This is a genomic window from Saccharopolyspora sp. ID03-671, from assembly GCF_045278815.1.
Taxonomy (GTDB): domain Bacteria; phylum Actinomycetota; class Actinomycetes; order Mycobacteriales; family Pseudonocardiaceae; genus Saccharopolyspora; species Saccharopolyspora ipomoeae.
Genome location: NZ_CP134054.1, coordinates 2,840,434 through 2,856,105 on the forward strand (window position 1 = coordinate 2,840,434; position 15,672 = coordinate 2,856,105).

Genomic DNA, 15,672 nt, shown 5'->3' on the forward strand with positions numbered 1-15,672 from the left:
ACCGATCAGAAGCACTCGTGGCGGCCTGCGCCGGCCGTGATGTGCACCTGGTTGAGCTTGAGCGTGGACGCCGTCGTCGACCAGGCCGTTTGGCGCAGCCCGGAGATCTGCGTGCTGTCGGCCTGGATGCCGAACGTGCCCGCGCCGCCGGTCACGCCGTTGGGGCCCTTGTCCATCGTCCCGGCGTCGCGGCCGATCTCGACGTTGTTGAGGGTGAGGTCGCCGGTGACCTCCTCGATGCCGAGGACGAGGTTGTCGGCGGTCATGCCGCCGGGCGCGGCGATCTTCACGGTGATGTCGCCGACCCCGGGCAGGTCCGGGACGACGATGGACTGGCAGAAGTTGTCCAGCTTGGCCTTCCGGAAACCGTTGACCAGCACCGGGTGCGCCTGGTCGGCGCTGCGGTCCACCGAGCCGTACTGCACGACGCCTTGGGCGTCGAGCCGGTCGGCGGATGCCTTGTAGCTGGTGCCCGCGACGGCGAACGAGGCCGCGATCGCGCCCTGGGACAGGCCGGTGAACATCAGCACGACGCCGACCATCCCGGCCACCAGGACCAGTCCGAACAGACGCCAGCGGGTCCGGCCGCTCGTTGTCTCACCCACATCGGCTCCCCTCACTCGGAGTGTTCGCAGCGTGATGGGCACTACTCCGAACGGGCGCAAACGTAAGCCAAACGTCACACAGATCGCTGTGACCGAAGTCACTAAACGCACACAAATGCAAGTAATCCCGTCCGATTGCACCTCAAGAACCCCACCCACCACAGAAGTCGCGCGACCGATGGGGCTGGCCCGGGAGCAACGAAAAACGCGGGGAGCACGCAGAACGTGCTCCCGGCACCGTGAGGGTGCCGCGGCATGCCCGAAACCGCACTGCTGGTCGGTGAGCAGGCCGAGAACCGCTCGCAGGGCGAGGAGCCAACGAAGACCGGCCACCGCACCGTGGGGGCCTGCGGGGGCTCGGCCCCCGCAACCAACACAACGAGGCGAGATGGTTCGCGCGTTCCGCGAACACACCCCGCCCCGAGCCGAGTGGAGGTGCCGGGAATCGAACCCGGGTCCTCCGTCGCCTCACCAAGGCTTCTCCGTGCGCAGTCCGCTATGCCTCTACTCGGCTCCACCGGTCACGCGAACCAGCCGGTGTGACGAGCCCAGTCGCTGTTTGATGTCCCACGAGGTCCCGCGACCGAACCTCGCAGTGGAGCCTCCTAGCTGATGCCGGATTCCGGGACGGAGGCTTTCCCGGTCCGACAGAGTCGCTCCTCGCTCAGGCGGCGAGGGCGAACTCGCGCTGACTCTTGTCGGCGCTTATTTGTTTGCGGCGACGCTCTCGGTGGTCTCCCGCCTGCACCGGCACGCTTCCCAAGGATCAACGTACGGAGTCGAAACCGTTCACCCCCATGTCTGTACTTCCACTCGCACCGGTTGTCGAACCGGTGTCCAACAGGATAACGCGTCGGGTCCCGACGATCATTCCCATATCCCTCAACCGCCCAGACCCAGCAGCTTCGCCGGTGTGTCGTGCAGCACCGCGCGCAGGAACTGCTTGCCCAGGCGCTGGTCGGAGTCCGCCCAGCCGGCGATGGCGGCGAGCTGGTCGGCGTAGGAGTACGGGATGTTCGGGTAGTCGGTGCCGAGCACGACCCGGTCCTGGTGCGCGGCGATGCGGGCCGCCCAGTCCTTGGGCAGCGGCGCGAACTTCTCGCTGAACGCGACGCCGACCATCGTGGTGTCCAGGTGGACCCGCGGGTACCGCTCCACCAGGCTCAACGCCGCGAGGTAGTCCGGCATTCCGGCGTGCGCGAGCACCGCGGTCAGGTCGGGATGCCTGCGCAGCACGCCCTCGAACACGTCCAGCCCGGTGTAGGAACCGGGGATGGGCCCGTGCCCGCAGTGGACGACGACCGGCACGCCGGTCTCGGCGAGCAGGCCCCACGCGCGGTCCAGCAGCGGGTCGCGCGGGTCGAAACCGCCCACCTGGACGTGCATCTTCACGCACCGGGCGCCCTCGTCGAGGGCGCGCGCGAGGTAGTCGCCGACGCCGGGTTCCGGGTAGATCGTCGCGGTCGGGACCGCGTCCGGGGTGCGCTCGGCGAAGTCGCGCACCCAGTCGTTGAGCCACTCGGCCATCGCCGGTTTGTGGGCGTAGACCAGCGGCGCGTAGGCGCGCAGGCCGAACTCGCGCAGCAACCGGGCCCGGGTGGGCTCGTCGTGGCGGTAGTAGATGTCCCACCGCATCCCGTAGTGCTCGGAGGCGTTGTCGAAGTACGCCCACACCTTGTCCAGCACGTTCGGCGGCAGGAAGTGGGTGTGGATGTCGACCAGCCCCGGCAGGCCGAGCTCGTCGAGCCAGGTGGGGATTCGGTTGTCGTCACGCGGTGCCGTCAAGTCAGCGCCGGCCCTTTCGCGCGCGCCCGATGGCGCGCTGGATCTCGCGTTCCACGTCGCGCTTGGCGATGTCCTGGCGCTTGTCGTGCGCCTTCTTGCCTCGCGCCAGAGCGAGCTCGACCTTGGCCTTGCCGTCGCTGAAGTACAGCGACATCGGGACGAGGCTCAGCCCGCTCTCCTTGATCTTGCCGACCAGCCGCTCGATCTCGTGCCGGTGCAGCAGCAGCTTGCGGGAGCGTCGCGGCTCGTGGTTGGTCCAGGTCCCCTCGGTGTACTCGGGGATGTGGACGTTGCGCAGCCAGACCTCGCCGTCGTCGACCGTGGCGAAGCCGTCGACGAGCTGCGCCTTGCCCTGGCGCAGGCTCTTGACCTCGGTACCGGTCAGCGCGATGCCCGCCTCGTAGGTGTCGAGCACCGACCAGTCATGCCGCGCCTTGCGGTTCTGCGAGATGACCTTGCGGCCGCGTTCCTTCACCATGCGAACAACTCTAGTCCTCGTGTCACCCGTTTAAACGGAACTCGGCGGCCCCCAACCAGGAGGCCGCCGAGCACCAGGTTACAGCCGCACGTACAACCGCAGCGTGACGTAGCCGGTCACCGCGGAGATCGCCGCCGCGACCAGCAGCAGGATCGGCGAGATGAGCGCGATGTCGCCCCACTCGACGGCCGGGATGATGCCGGTGCCCAGCACCGGGCCCATGACCCTGTCGATGAACGCCGCCTTCGCGATCAGCAGGCCCGCGATCGCCAGGACCGCACCGATGAGACCGGAGACCATCGCCTCCAGGAGGAACGGCAGCTGGGTGTACCAGCGGGTCGCGCCCACCAGGCGCATGATGCCGGTCTCGGTGCGGCGGGTGAACGCCGAGAGCTGAATGGTGTTGGAGATCAGCAGCAGTGCCGCCAGCGCCTGCACCAGCGCGATCGAGAAGGTCGCGTTGCGCACGCCGTTGAGGATGTCGAACAGCCTGTCCAGGTATTCCGCCTGGTCGACGACGCTGTCCACGCCCGGCTTGCTGGCGAACTCGGCCTGGATCTGCGGGAACCGCTCCTGGTCGGAGAGCTTCACGCGCAGCGACGCCGGCATCGCTTCGGCGCGGGCGACGTCCTTGAGCTCGGGCTGCGACTCGAAGACCTTGTTGAAGCTGGCGAACGCCTGCTCGCGGTTCTCGTACTTGACCGACTCGACGCCCTCGGCGCTGCTCAGCGCCGACTTGATCGAGGAGCAGGGCTCCTGGCTGCAATCGGTGTCATTGGCGCTGACGTCGTCGGTCATGAACACCACGACCTCGACGCGGTCCTGGTAGGTGTCCTGCATCTTGTCGATGAGCCGGACGACCAGCAGACCGCCACCGAGCAGACCCACCGAGATGGCGGTCGTCAGGATCATCGCGATGGTCATCGTCACGTTGCGCCGAAGGCCGTTGACGACCTCGCTGAATACGAAGCTCGCACGCATCTTGGGTCAGCTTTCCTGCCGTTCGGGGGTGTGTGTCAGGTGCACGGGCCGGGCGATCTCGTCGCGGATCAGCGGCCGACGCCGTACACGCCGCGGGCGTCGTCGCGGATGACCCGGCCGTAGCTGAGCTCCACGACGCGACGGCGCATCGAGTCGACGATGCCGTGGTCGTGCGTGGCCATCACGACGGTGGTGCCGGTGCGGTTGATCCGCTCCAGCAGCAGCATGATGTCCTGACTGGTGTCGGGGTCCAGGTTTCCCGTCGGCTCGTCGCACAGCAGCACCAGCGGCCGGTTGACGAACGCGCGCGCGATGGCGACGCGCTGCTGCTCACCACCGGAGAGCTCGTGCGGCATCCGGTCGGCCTTGCCGTCGAGGCCCACCAGCTGCAGCACCTGCGGGACCACGCGCTGGATGTCGCCGCGGGGCTTGCCGATGACCTCCAGCGCGAACGCGACGTTCTCCGCCACGGTCTTGTTGTTCAGCAGCCGGAAGTCCTGGAAGACGCAGCCGATGCGCTGGCGCAGCCGGGGCACCCGGCGGCGCGGCAGCTTCGCCACGTTCCAGTCGGCGACGAAGACCCGACCGCGGCTGGGCACGTCTTCGCGCAGGAGGAGGCGCATGAACGTCGACTTACCGGAGCCCGATGGCCCGATGAGGAACACGAACTCGCCCTTGTCGATGCCCACCGAGACATCGTCGAGAGCGGGCCGGGTCGACGTCTTGTAAGACTTGGACACGTGCTCAAGGCGGATCACGGGCGGGAGTTTACCCCCGCCCGATGAGGCGACCGGCACTCACCCACAGAGGTGGTTGCACCACCGATGACCAGGGGTTTTGATCGACCCGCTGGGCGTCGATCAGGCCACGCTCTGCTGCTGGCGGCGCCAGCGGATGCCGGATTCCAGGAATCCGTCGAGGTCGCCGTCGAGCACCGCGTCGGGGTTGCCCACCTCGTGCTCGGTGCGCAGGTCCTTGACCATCTGGTACGGGTGCAGCACGTAGGAGCGCATCTGGTTGCCCCAGCTGGAGCCGCCGTCCTTGAGGGCGTCCAGCTCGGCGCGCTCCTCCTCCTTCTTGCGGGCCAGCAGCTTGGACTGGAGCACGCGCATCGCGGCGGCCTTGTTCTGCAGCTGCGACTTCTCGTTCTGGCAGGACACGACCACACCGGTCGGGATGTGCGTGATGCGCACGGCCGAGTCGGTGGTGTTCACGCTCTGCCCACCGGGACCGGAGGAGCGGAAGACGTCGACGCGGATGTCCTTCTCCGGGATCTCGACGTGGTCGGTCTCCTCGACGACCGGCAGCACCTCGACACCGGCGAAGGAGGTCTGGCGGCGGCCCTGGTTGTCGAACGGCGAGATGCGCACCAAGCGGTGCGTGCCCTGCTCGACCGAGAGCGTGCCGTAGGCGTAGGGGGCGTTGACCCGGAAGGTCGCCGACTTCAGACCCGCCTCTTCGGCGTAGGAGGTGTCGTAGACCTCGGTCGAGTAGTCGTGGCGCTCGGCCCAGCGCAGGTACATGCGCATGAGCATCTCGGCGAAGTCGGCGGCGTCGACGCCACCGGCCTCGGCGCGGATGGTGACCACGGCCTCGCGGGAGTCGTACTCACCGGAGAGCAGGGTGCGGACTTCGAGGGTCTCCAGGTCCTTGGCGAGGCGCTCGCGCTCCTCGTCGGCCTCGGCCAGGCCGGAGCTGTCGCCCTCGTCCTCGCTGAGCTCGTAGAGGACCTCCAGGTCCTCGACGCGCTGGCGGAGCTCGGTGATGCGTCGCAGGTCGGACTGCCGGTGCACGAGCCGGCTGCTGACGCGCTGCGCGTTCTCGACGTCGTCCCAGAGGTCGGGCTTGGCCGCCTCCTCCTCCAGTTCGGAGATCTCCGCGCGAAGCGCGTCGAGATCCATCACGCTCTCGATGCCTTCGAGCGTGTTGGACAGTTCCTTGAGGGAGGCCGCGACGTCGGGATTCACAGTGCTCAGGGTACTTCACGGGTGAGCGGCCGCCCACGAGGACGGCACCTTGCGGCGAGATCGGCTTCCGCCCTCGGCTGAACGCGAACGACGGCTGCGCCGGTGATCGGCGCAGCCGTCGTTCGCGAGCGGGGACCCTGCCGTCAGTCGGGGATCGAGTCCAGGAGCTTGATGATCGCCCGGTTGTAGGCGACGGTGAAGTCGGCGGCGGCCTTCTCGTAGGGGTCGCCCGCCGTCTTGGCGGCGTTGCGAGCCTCGTCCATCTTCACCGCGGTCTGCGCGCGGGCCGACTCCACGAGCGAGGCGCGCTGACGCGGGGTGAGGGTGCCGGAGTAGACCAGCCGCAGGATCAGCGGGCTGCGGACGTTGTCCGGCCCGGGAGCGGTGTTCAACCAGGCCTTGAAGGCCTTCTTGCCCGCGGCGGTGATCGCGTACTGCTGGCTGGAGCGCGGCCCCTGCTTGCCGAGGCGCAGCAGGCCGTCCTCGGTCAGCGCGGGCAGCTCCCGGTAGACCTGGCTGCGGGTGACGCTGAAGAACCCGGCGAAGCGCTCGGTGGCCGCGGCGACCAGCTGGCCACCGGTTTTCGGCCCTTCGTGCAGTAGTCCCAACAGGGCAGCGGATGTCGCATTCAGCTCGCTCACGACACCAACGGTGCCACGTCCCGCCTGAGCTGTCCACAGTGGTCGGCGCTTCTGTCCACAGTGGTTGCACCCCACTGGTCCAAGTGGACGAACGATTCCGCCATTGGTTCCAGACCGGGATCACGGGTTCTTCGACGCCGGAAGGCCCGCGAATCCCGGATCCCACCCGAATGCAGCCGCCTCTCCTGCACGCATTGCAACCACCCGGCCTCTCGTTCGCCTGGATGGGGGTTCTTGGGCGCGCAATGAGGTGCTATCACGTTCTGAAACTGCACAACTACAGGTGGTTACCCTCACGCTGCTGTTGGCCGCCGGGCTACCGGTGGGCGCACGGCATGGATAGCAGGAGGTTCGGGCGTGCATCGCAGTTGGTTGCGTACCAAGGTCAGTGAGAACAAGACGAAGGTGGCTCAGCGGGTCACCGAACGAGCCAAGTCCATGGTCCCGACGCAGCGCGGCGCCGAGACGGACGCCTGCATGGTCTGCGGCCGAACCATGCGCCAGACGGCCGTGGTCCGAGGCGAGGGCAGGGTCTGCTCCCCCACCTGCGCTCGCAAATGGGCCGAGGGTTTGAAGGACTGAGCGAAAAGAAAAGTGCCTCCGGATCACCGGAGGCACTCTTTCTCTAGTAGCGGGGACAGGATTTGAACCTGCGACCTCTGGGTTATGAGCCCAGCGAGCTACCGAACTGCTCCACCCCGCGCCGTCAGCCGCGATTTCCGGCTGCTTCGTTCTGTTGTGATTAGAACTCTACACCCGCGCCGAATCGATCCGAACGCGGGGTCCCCGTTCTCGCCCGCAGCCCCCGAACCGCAGGTCACAGGGCCCGGAGCAGCGACTGGTCGGAATCACGTCGAGACCGTCGCCCTTACCGAATCGGGCGAAGCCCGTCTCCGTGCAGCACCACGATCGACTTCTTCCCCGAACACAGCACATCGCACGGCCCCCGGGCGCGGGAGTGGACAGTTTTCATGAAAACTGTCCCGACACGAGGCGGATATCGATCACGGGTGTTTCGAGGAAGAACCGTCCTCGGTCATAGCCCCCGCTTCCAGCAGATCTGCTCGTGGAGGTGGCGGCTGCGCCAGCCTTCCGGGGTGCGGGTGAAGCGGTGGTGGTAGATGCCGCCGAACTCGACGAGCAGGTCCGGTTGGCCGTCCCCCTGCGGGAGCGTCATCGGGTTGTGGAAGTAGGCCGCGACCCGGGCCTCGTCCGGGCCGTCGTGGTCGATGGCGATCTGGTGCAGCGAGTGCATCCGGCTCGGGAAGATCGGCAGGTTCTCGGCCAGCCACGGCTTCACGGTGGCCAGGTCTCCCTCGATACCGCCGGAGGCCGTGTAGTCGATGCGGGCGTCGGGGGTGAACACCTCGTCGAGGCGGTCCCACTCGCCGGTGTCGATGGCGCGGGTGTAGCGGATGAGGACGTCCTCGATGGCGAAGCGGTCCTGGATCTGCTGGATCATCCCCGCATCCTCACAGAAGAAGGAGAGGCGCTTCCCGGAAAATCCGGAAAGCGCCTCTCGATCAGTAGCGGGGACAGGATTTGAACCTGCGACCTCTGGGTTATGAGCCCAGCGAGCTACCGAACTGCTCCACCCCGCGCCGTCAGCCGGAAGAACCGGCTGCTGAAGTTGTGCCCTCAAGTGTACGCACCGCTCACCAGCGCCTCAAACCGGGGTCCCCGAACACCGTCGCACCCCGCTGACCTGGACCGCAGAAGCGTCGGCGGGGTGACGACCGCGCCGGTCACCACCCCGCCGACTTCCACACGGTCGGCTCAGCCGCCGGTGCCCTGGGTCTGCTCGAAGCGCTTGATGGCCTCGTCGAGCTGCTGGTACGCCTGGCCCAGCTCCGCGAAGTTGCCGGACTGCTGGGCCTGCCGGACCCGTTCGAGCGCGTCCCGGATCTGACCCACGGCCTGCCCGGTGTCGGGAGTCCCCGGCGCCGGCGGTTGCTGCCCGGGCTGCTGGCCCTGCGGCGGCTGCTGCTCCCCGGGCTGGGTGCCCTGCCCGGCGCCCGACCCGAAGACCTGGTCGAGCGCGCCCTGCAGCGTCTCGGAGAACCCGACCTTGCCGCCGAAGGACACCAGCACCCGCGCCAGCTGCGGGTACGACTCCTGCTCGTTGCGCTGGATGTAGATCGGCTCGACGTAGAGCAGACCCCCGGCGACCGGCAGCGTGAGCAGGTTGCCGAACATCGCGGTGACGTTCGGGTTGTTGAACAGCGTCCGGTTCTCGGTGACCTCGGGCGTCGACTCCATCTGGTTCTGGACCTGGTTCGGACCCGGGGTCAGCGTGTTCGTCGGCAGCCGCAGCACGGTCATCTGCCCGTAGTTCTTCGGGTCCGAGGACACCGACACCCACGCCGACAGGTTCTGCCGCCGCAGCGCGGTCAACGCGCTGGTCAGCTGGAAGTTCGGCTGCTGCTGGCCTTCCACCTGGGCGAGCACGTAGTACGGCGGCTGCTGCCCTTCGCTGCTGCCGACGGCGCCGCGGGCCGTGGGGTCGTTCGGCACCTCCCAGAACGTCTGGGTGGAGAAGAAGTCGCCCGGATTGTCCACGTGGTACTCGGTGAGCAGCTTGCGCTGCACCTTGAACATGTCCTCCGGGTACCGGAAGTGCTCGCGCAGCTCCGGCGAGATCGCGCTGGCGGGCTTGATCACGCCCGGGAACACGCCCTCCCAGGTCTTGAGGACCGGGTCGTTGTCGTCGGTGGAGTACAGGTCGACCGTGCCGTCGTAGGCGTCGACGGTGGCCTTGACCGAGTTGCGGATGTAGTTGATCTGCTGGTTGGGCTGGCGCTCGACACCGGTGAGGGTGTCGTTGGTGGCCTCGCCCAGCTCGGTCATCTTCGAGTACGGGTAGTTGTTCAGCGTGGTGTAGCCGTCGACGATCCACTTGATGCGGCCGTCGACCACGGCCGGGTACGGGTCGCCGTCGAGCTTCAGCCACGGTGCGACCTTCTGGACCCGGTCACGCGGGTTGCGCTCGTAGATGAGCTTCGAGTTCTCGCCGATCACACCGCTGAACAGGAAGTTCCGCTCGCCGTAGTAGGCGGCGAAGGCCAGCCGCTGCAGCGGGTTGGAGATCGGGACGCCACCCCTGCCGTCGTAGGTGAACTGCTGGGTGTCGGTGTCGTACTCGCGCGGGGCCTCGCCCGGGTTGCCGCCGACGATGGCGTAGTCGTCGGGCCCGACGAGCTCCCCGTAGTAGACGCGCGGCTGCTTGACCGGGATCGCGCCCTTGCCGTCGTTGGCGACGTCGCTGATCTGGAACACCGGGTAGCCGCCCTGCGTGGCGCCCTCGTTGAAGGTCGAGTCGACGCGGTCGGCCGGTGCGGCGACGAAGCCGTTGCCGTGCGTGTAGACGGTGTGCCGGTTGATCCAGTTCTGCTGGTTGACGGCCAGGCCGTCGGTGTTGATCTCGCGCAGCGCGACCAGGTAGTCCTGCAGCTCGCCGTTGGCGTCGCGGTAGCGGTCGACGTCCAGCTTGTCCGGGAAGCCGTAGAAGTTGTACTGCTGCGTGAGCTGGGTGAACGTCGGCGCCAGGATGTTCGGGTCGAGCAGCCGGATGTTGGGGATCGTCCCCGCGTCGTCGGCGCGACCTCGCTGGGCTGCAGCTGGGTCCGGCCCGGGTAGTCGACGAACTTGACCTTGTCGTCGCCGATGCCGAACGCGGCCTTGGTGGCCTCCAGGTTGCGCTCGATGGACATGGCCTCGCGCTGGTTGGCGTTCGGCCGCACCGAGAACTGCTCCAGCAGCGCCGGCCACACCGCGCCGACCACGACGCTGGACAGCAGCAGCAGAACCGTCGCCAGCGCGGGGATCTGCAGGTTCTTCAGGAAGATCACCGAGAAGAACGCCAGGGCGCAGAACACCGCGATGCACATCAGGATCAGCTTCGCCGGCATCACCGCGTTGAGGTCGGTGTAGCTGGCACCGGTGAACAGGCTGTTGCGCTGGGACAGCAGCAGGTCGTACCGGTCGAAGAAGTAGTCGACGGCCTTGAGCAGCACGAACAGCCCGGCCAGCACGCCCAGCTGGACGCGGGCGGGCATCGACAGCTGGCCGGCCCGGCCGGTGAGCCGGATGCCGCCGAAGATGTCGTGGGTGACCAGCGAGCCGAGGAACGACACGGTCACGGCGATGAACGCCCAGGACAGCAGCAGCCGCCAGAACGGCAGCTGGAAGACGTAGAAGCTGATGTCCTTGCCGAACTCGGGGTCGGTCCGCCCGAACGGGGTGCTGTGCAGGAACAGCTGCAGCGTCTGCCAGTCGGCCTGGGCCGCGAGCCCGCCGATCGCGGCGATCGCGATCGGGACGCCCAGGCCGAACAGCCGGGAGTGCTCGCTGATGACCGTCCGGTACCGCGTCAGCGGGTCGTCCGGGCCGCTGACCGGCACGAACACCGGGCGGTTGCGGTAGGCGATCCACAGGTTCAGCAGCAGCACGCCGCCGAGGAACACCGCGGCCACGACGCCGAGGCCGAGTCGCGAGAGGATCTGGGTGGTGAAGACACCGCGGTAGCCGACCTCGCCGAACCACAACCAGTCGACGTAGGCGCCCAGCAGTCGTGATCCGAGGATCAGGGCGAGCAGGACCACTCCGCCCAGAATCAGCAGGATCCTGCTTCGCCGGGATAGTTTCGGCATTCCTACCGGGGGCCGCATGGCCACAGCGCACGCTCCTGGGGACGGTCAGCTGAACTTGGTAATCGTGCTGGTGAACACGATCCCTCGTGATGTTCAACTCTACGACCCAGGTGTGAAGTTCCTGGAAGGCCCCGCGCGAACGGTATTTTTCGGACACAGATCGGTATCGATCGACCCGACCCGGCGCGCCGCCCTACCGACCCGACGCCGTGCACCCGACCGACCCGACGCGGCGCGCTGCCGGACGTCGGCGCCGGTGATGCGACGATGACCGGCATGCCGTCCGTTGAGGAATTGGGGTTCGCCCTGCCCGTCGCGACCCGCGAGGTCGAGGAGTTCGTCGCCGCTGCGGGCTGGGACCAGCCGACGCAGATCTTCGCCCTGGTGGCGACCGAGACGATGCTGGCCGCGGCCCCCGACATGGCCGATCAGCTCGACCCGGAGGCCTCTCCCCTGACGCCGCTGGCGCAGGAGTCGCTGCCCTCCGACGACCTCGGTGAGGCGCTGGCCCGCATCGAGTGGCCGGAGCAGGTGATCGGCTGCGCCCTGGTCCAGGAGATCGTGGTGCTGCCGCCGGAGGCCGAGGCCGCGCTGCCCGAGGACGCCGAGGGCGCCCGCAAGCTCGCCGCCGAGCACCCCGACCGGCGCGAGGCGCGCCTGGTGGGGGCGGTTCTCCGCGGCGGCGAGGCCCAGTCCTGCGTCATGCGCCTGCGCGGTCGGGAGGGCGAGGACGACGAGGTCTTCAACGATCCGTCGCTGGCCCCGAACCTGGTCAAGGCCCTGCAGGCCACCTTCGCCTGATCAGCAGGGCGCTGGAGCCTGGTTGTTGCGCAGGGCGTCCAGGGCCTTGGTGGCGTCGACGAGGTTGCCGACTCGGGCGAGCTGAAGGCCCTCCGGGGCCTGCGACTTGGCCTCGGCGCAGTTGTCGGCCGGGACCAGGAACGTCGTGGCGCCGGCCTCCCGAGCCTTGATCATCTTGAACGGGATGCCGCCGATCGGGCCGACGTTGCCCGCCGGGTCGATTTCGCCGGTGCCCGCGACGAACTTGCCGCCGTTGAGCTCGCCCGGCGTCAGCTTGTCGATGATCGCGAGGGTGAACATGAGACCGGCCGAGGGACCGCCGACGTCGGCCAGGCTGATCTTGATGTCGAACGGCACGTCCGGGCGCTCGGTCGCGGCCACCCCCAGGAAGCCCTGCGCCGGGTCGCCTCCCTGCTCGGTGTTGGTCCCCAGCTGCACGTTGGCGACCTGCTCGGGCTGGTCGCCCCGCTGGTAGCGGATCTCCGCGCGGTCGCCGGGCTTGACGCCGGTCAGCGCCGCCTTCAGCGAGGCCGCGTCGGTGATCGGCTTGCCGTTGGCGGAGATCAGGCGGTCTCCCGGCTCCAGCGTGCCGTCGGCCGGACTGCCCTTGACGATCTGCCCGATCAGCACCTTGTGCGGGTACCCGAGGAAGCGCAGCGCCGCGGCCTCGGCCGTGGTCTGCGAGTCGTTGAACGCCTCGGTGTTCTCCTGCTCGATCTGCTGCTCGCTCTTGTCGGGCGGGAAGTAGACGTCGCGGGGCGCCAGCGCGTAGCGACCGGAGACCCACAGGCCCAGCGCACCGAACAGCGACAGCTGGTCGGTGACCGATACCGTGGTCATGTTGAGATGACCGGCAGTCGGGTAGGTCTCCTGACCCTCGATGCTGATCACCGGGTGGTCGCCTTCCAGGCCGAGCGTGTCGTACGTGGGCCCGGGGCCCAGCGCCACGAACGGCACTCGCGCGAACGCGCCGAGCAGACCGAAGGCGACAACCAGCACGACACTCGTCAACAGCGTCCAGGTACGGCGGTTCACGAGGCGACAGCGTACGTGTTCGCTCTTGGCGATGTGCCCGGTGCTCGCGCCCGACCAGTCCGGTGGATCCTTCAAAGGGGCGGCCTAGGCCGCGTACGGTGGAACTATGACCAATATGCCGTTCGGGTTCAGCTCGCAGGACCCCGACGACCCTGACAAGGGCGACTCGTCGCAAGGCCGCTCTGAGGGCGGGTCCGGTGGCAACCCTGGGGACAACCCCTTCGGTTTCGCCGGCATGCCCGGACCGGGCGGCAACTTCGACATCGGGCAGCTCGGCCAGATGTTGACCCAGCTCGGTCAGGCGCTGAGCCACTCCGGTGGCGGCCAGTCCGGGCCGGTCAACTACGACCTGGCCAAGCAGCTCGCGGTGCAGCAGCTGCACAACAACCAGAAGACCGAACGTCCCAGCCAGGAGCAGGTCAAGGCGATCGAGGACGCGGTCCGGCTCGCCGAGCTGTGGCTCGACGGCAGCACCTCGCTGCCCGCCGGAGTGCGTTCGGTGCAGACCTGGTCCTCGGTGGACTGGGTGGAGAAGACCCTGCCGGTGTGGCAGCGGCTGTGTGACCCGATCGCGCAGCGCATGTCTTCGGCGTGGCTGGAGGCCCTGCCGGAGGAGGCCAAGCAGGCGGCCGGTCCGCTGCTGAACATGCTCGGCCAGATGGGCGGCATGACCTTCGGTTCGCAGCTGGGCAGCGGACTCGCCCAGCTCGGCGGCGACGTGCTCACCTCCACCGAGGTCGGCCTGCCGCTGGGCCCGGAGGGCACGGCGGCGCTGCTGCCGGCCAACATCGCGCGGTTCATCGAGGGGCTGGACCGACCGATCAGCGAGGCCACCCTGTTCCTGGCCGCCCGCGAGGCGGCGCACCACCGGCTGTTCGGGCACGTCCCGTGGCTGGCGCAGCGACTGCTGGCGGGTGTCGAGGAGTTCGCGCGCGGCATCCACATCGACACCTCCGCGCTGGAGGACCTGGCGGGCAAGATCGATCCGTCGAACCCGGCGTCGATGCAGGAGATGATGAGCTCCGGCATGCTCGAACCGAAGACCACGCCCGAGCAGGAGGCCGCGCTCACGCGGCTCGAAACGCTGCTGGCGCTGGTCGAGGGCTGGGTGGACGTCGTCGTCGCCGACGCGCTGGGCGACCGGCTGCCGGGCGCCGAGGCGCTGGGCGAGCTGATGCGTCGCCGTCGCGGCAGCGGCGGACCGGCGGAGCAGACCTTCGCGACGCTGATCGGTCTGGAGCTGCGCCCGCGCCGGATGCGCGATGCGGCCAACCTCTGGCGGCTGATGGCCGAGCGCCACGGCACCGACGCCCGCGACCAGGTGTGGGACCACCCGGACCTGCTGCCGGACAGCTCCGACCTGGACGAACCGCTGGACTTCGCCGACCGCTGGGGCTCGTCCTCCGACCTCGACGACCCCATCGCGGCGATCCGCCGCGCCGAGGAAGCCGAGAAGGGCAAAAACCCCCCGAACCACCAGGGCGACGAAAACCCCAGCACGGACCAGGACGAAGACCAGGGCCCGGACAACCCCAGGCCCTGATTCGCGCGCACCACCCGCTCGCCGCACCCCGCGGAGGGCGGGTGGTCTTGCGTTGGGACAGTTTTAGCCATAATTGCCCGGACAAAACGGACATTGATCATGGGTGATTATGGCTAAAACTGTCCCAACGCCAACGGCCGTTGACACCGTCAGACCGCTGCGGGTCAGTCGCCGTCAGAGTCCTCGGCCTCGTCGTCGGTCTCGTCGTCGGTGAGGCCGATCTGGAGCTGAGTTGCGGCCACCAGACCTTCGAGGTAGCCGATGGCGCGCTCGGTCTTGGGGTAGCGCTCGACCCACTTCCAGAAGTCGCGGCCGTGGCCGGGCACGAGCAGGTGCGCGAGCTCGTGGACGAGCACGTAATCGAGCACCCATCCGGGTACATCTCGCAGCCGCTGACTCACCCGAATGGTGCCCTCGCTGGGCGTGCACGAGGCCCACCGCGTGCGCATCGGTGGCACCCACCGGACGCTGCTCGGATCCGCCCTGCCGTCCAGGTGCTTGACGGACAGCTCACGGCAGCGCTGCACCAGCGCCTCGTCCGAGTTGCGCGCGGGGGATCGGCGTCGCGTCTCACTGCGCTGGAGACGGCTCAGCATGTCCGCCACCCAGCGTTTTTCCTCCGCACGGCTCATCCGAGCCGGGAGCAGCACCACGATCTTGTCGCCGTCGCGATAGGCGCTCACCGTCTGGCGGCGGCGCTTGCTGCGGCGGACCTCGACCTGCGGTTCAGCCACGGAAGTGGACCCTAGCGACTGGCTCCGACAAACGGTTCCCCCTGTGAGCTGCACCTCAACTCGCCGCTGTGGTCAATGGGCGAATCATTACTCCATCGAGTCGAACATGCCCTGTGCGTAATGCATGCATCTCAATTACTCCGCCTGTACGGTTCCCCCAGCCGTCCGCAGGAGGGCGCAGGAGATCCAGCTATGGCGCTGGGTCAATTACCAGAAGGAGGGGAGCCGTGGCCGAGACGTACAACGGCTACTGCGTGAAGTGCCGGGAGAAGCGCGACTTTTCCGGTGAGGTCTCGGAGACCAACGGTCGCCGGATGGCCAAGGGCACATGCCCGGTGTGCGGGACCAAGATGACCCGCATCCTCGGCAAGGCGTGACCGGGCACGGGTGGGCCGCCAGCGGCCCACCCCGCGCTGGTTTCACGGGGTTTCCCGACGCAGTTAATCCGTTTTG

Annotated in this window: 13 protein-coding genes, 2 tRNA genes, 1 other RNA gene and 1 pseudogene; 3 read left to right on the forward strand and 14 right to left on the reverse strand. The window is 68.2% G+C overall.

Features of this window, described 5'->3' with window-relative positions; translation table 11 throughout:
• Positions 1–5 precede the first annotated feature (5 nt).
• From REH65_RS12780 to REH65_RS12835, 12 genes and pseudogenes are all read right to left on the reverse strand, one after another.
• On the reverse strand, positions 6–605 hold the full coding sequence (locus REH65_RS12780) for a DUF6230 family protein (protein WP_406692592.1): 600 nt from the start codon (positions 603–605) through the stop codon (positions 6–8).
• A 427-nt stretch (positions 606–1,032) separates the two neighbouring features.
• Positions 1,033–1,402, reverse strand: a transfer-messenger RNA (tmRNA) gene (ssrA, locus tag REH65_RS12785).
• A gap of 85 nt (positions 1,403–1,487) precedes the next feature.
• The gene (locus REH65_RS12790; protein WP_406692593.1) at positions 1,488–2,390 is read right to left on the reverse strand and encodes an amidohydrolase family protein; all 903 of its coding nucleotides are present in this window, start codon (positions 2,388–2,390) and stop codon (positions 1,488–1,490) included.
• Between the two features lies 1 nt (position 2,391).
• Positions 2,392–2,868 (reverse strand): SsrA-binding protein SmpB, encoded by a 477-nt coding sequence (gene smpB / locus REH65_RS12795; RefSeq protein WP_093414952.1) that lies wholly within the window; start codon positions 2,866–2,868, stop codon positions 2,392–2,394.
• A gap of 78 nt (positions 2,869–2,946) precedes the next feature.
• Positions 2,947–3,849 carry a permease-like cell division protein FtsX gene (ftsX, locus tag REH65_RS12800; RefSeq protein ID WP_281456339.1) on the reverse strand — a complete coding sequence of 301 codons (903 nt, stop codon included), beginning with the start codon at positions 3,847–3,849 and terminating at the stop codon, positions 2,947–2,949.
• Between the two features lie 68 nt (positions 3,850–3,917).
• A complete protein-coding gene (gene ftsE / locus REH65_RS12805) occupies positions 3,918–4,607 on the reverse strand; it encodes a cell division ATP-binding protein FtsE (protein ID WP_093414956.1) in 690 nt (229 codons plus the stop codon).
• Between the two features lie 102 nt (positions 4,608–4,709).
• Positions 4,710–5,816 (reverse strand): peptide chain release factor 2, encoded by a 1,107-nt coding sequence (gene prfB, locus REH65_RS12810; RefSeq protein WP_281456340.1) that lies wholly within the window; start codon positions 5,814–5,816, stop codon positions 4,710–4,712.
• Positions 5,817–5,959: 143 nt separating this feature from the next.
• Positions 5,960–6,457, reverse strand: coding sequence for a PadR family transcriptional regulator (locus REH65_RS12815; protein WP_093414959.1), 498 nt, complete (start codon positions 6,455–6,457; stop codon positions 5,960–5,962).
• Positions 6,458–7,086: 629 nt separating this feature from the next.
• Positions 7,087–7,160, reverse strand: a tRNA-Met gene (locus REH65_RS12820).
• Positions 7,161–7,493: 333 nt separating this feature from the next.
• Entirely contained in the window at positions 7,494–7,919 is a 426-nt protein-coding gene (locus tag REH65_RS12825) for a nuclear transport factor 2 family protein (protein WP_406692594.1), read from the reverse strand.
• 65 nt (positions 7,920–7,984) lie between these two features.
• A tRNA-Met gene (locus REH65_RS12830) sits at positions 7,985–8,058 on the reverse strand.
• A gap of 175 nt (positions 8,059–8,233) precedes the next feature.
• Positions 8,234–11,106, reverse strand: a pseudogene (locus tag REH65_RS12835) (UPF0182 family protein).
• A gap of 276 nt (positions 11,107–11,382) precedes the next feature.
• On the opposite strand from REH65_RS12835, the gene REH65_RS12840 reads away from it, so the two are divergent.
• Positions 11,383–11,907 (forward strand): PPA1309 family protein, encoded by a 525-nt coding sequence (locus REH65_RS12840; protein WP_281456345.1) that lies wholly within the window; start codon positions 11,383–11,385, stop codon positions 11,905–11,907.
• Here the strand turns inward: REH65_RS12840 and REH65_RS12845 are convergent, their stop codons facing one another.
• On the reverse strand, positions 11,908–12,906 hold the full coding sequence (locus REH65_RS12845; RefSeq protein ID WP_406692595.1) for a PDZ domain-containing protein: 999 nt from the start codon (positions 12,904–12,906) through the stop codon (positions 11,908–11,910). It lies immediately after the preceding gene.
• A gap of 142 nt (positions 12,907–13,048) precedes the next feature.
• Between REH65_RS12845 and REH65_RS12850 the strand changes: the two genes are divergently transcribed.
• Entirely contained in the window at positions 13,049–14,485 is a 1,437-nt protein-coding gene (locus REH65_RS12850) for a zinc-dependent metalloprotease (RefSeq protein WP_406692596.1), read from the forward strand.
• Between the two features lie 164 nt (positions 14,486–14,649).
• On the opposite strand, the gene REH65_RS12855 is transcribed toward REH65_RS12850, so the two are convergent.
• Positions 14,650–15,219 carry a YgjP-like metallopeptidase domain-containing protein gene (locus REH65_RS12855; RefSeq protein ID WP_406692597.1) on the reverse strand — a complete coding sequence of 190 codons (570 nt, stop codon included), beginning with the start codon at positions 15,217–15,219 and terminating at the stop codon, positions 14,650–14,652.
• A 227-nt stretch (positions 15,220–15,446) separates the two neighbouring features.
• Between REH65_RS12855 and REH65_RS12860 the strand changes: the two genes are divergently transcribed.
• A complete protein-coding gene (locus REH65_RS12860) occupies positions 15,447–15,596 on the forward strand; it encodes a DUF5679 domain-containing protein (protein WP_010693945.1) in 150 nt (49 codons plus the stop codon).
• Positions 15,597–15,672: the final 76 nt, after the last annotated feature.

Coding starts and splice junctions, on each gene's coding strand:
- ftsX (WP_281456339.1), bottom strand. CDS start 3,849: ATGCGTGCGAGCTTCGTATTCAGCGAGGTCGTCAACGGCCTTCGGCGC.
- REH65_RS12840 (WP_281456345.1), top strand. CDS start 11,383: ATGCCGTCCGTTGAGGAATTGGGGTTCGCCCTGCCCGTCGCGACCCGC.
- REH65_RS12825 (WP_406692594.1), bottom strand. CDS start 7,919: ATGATCCAGCAGATCCAGGACCGCTTCGCCATCGAGGACGTCCTCATC.
- REH65_RS12850 (WP_406692596.1), top strand. CDS start 13,049: ATGACCAATATGCCGTTCGGGTTCAGCTCGCAGGACCCCGACGACCCT.
- smpB (WP_093414952.1), bottom strand. CDS start 2,868: ATGGTGAAGGAACGCGGCCGCAAGGTCATCTCGCAGAACCGCAAGGCG.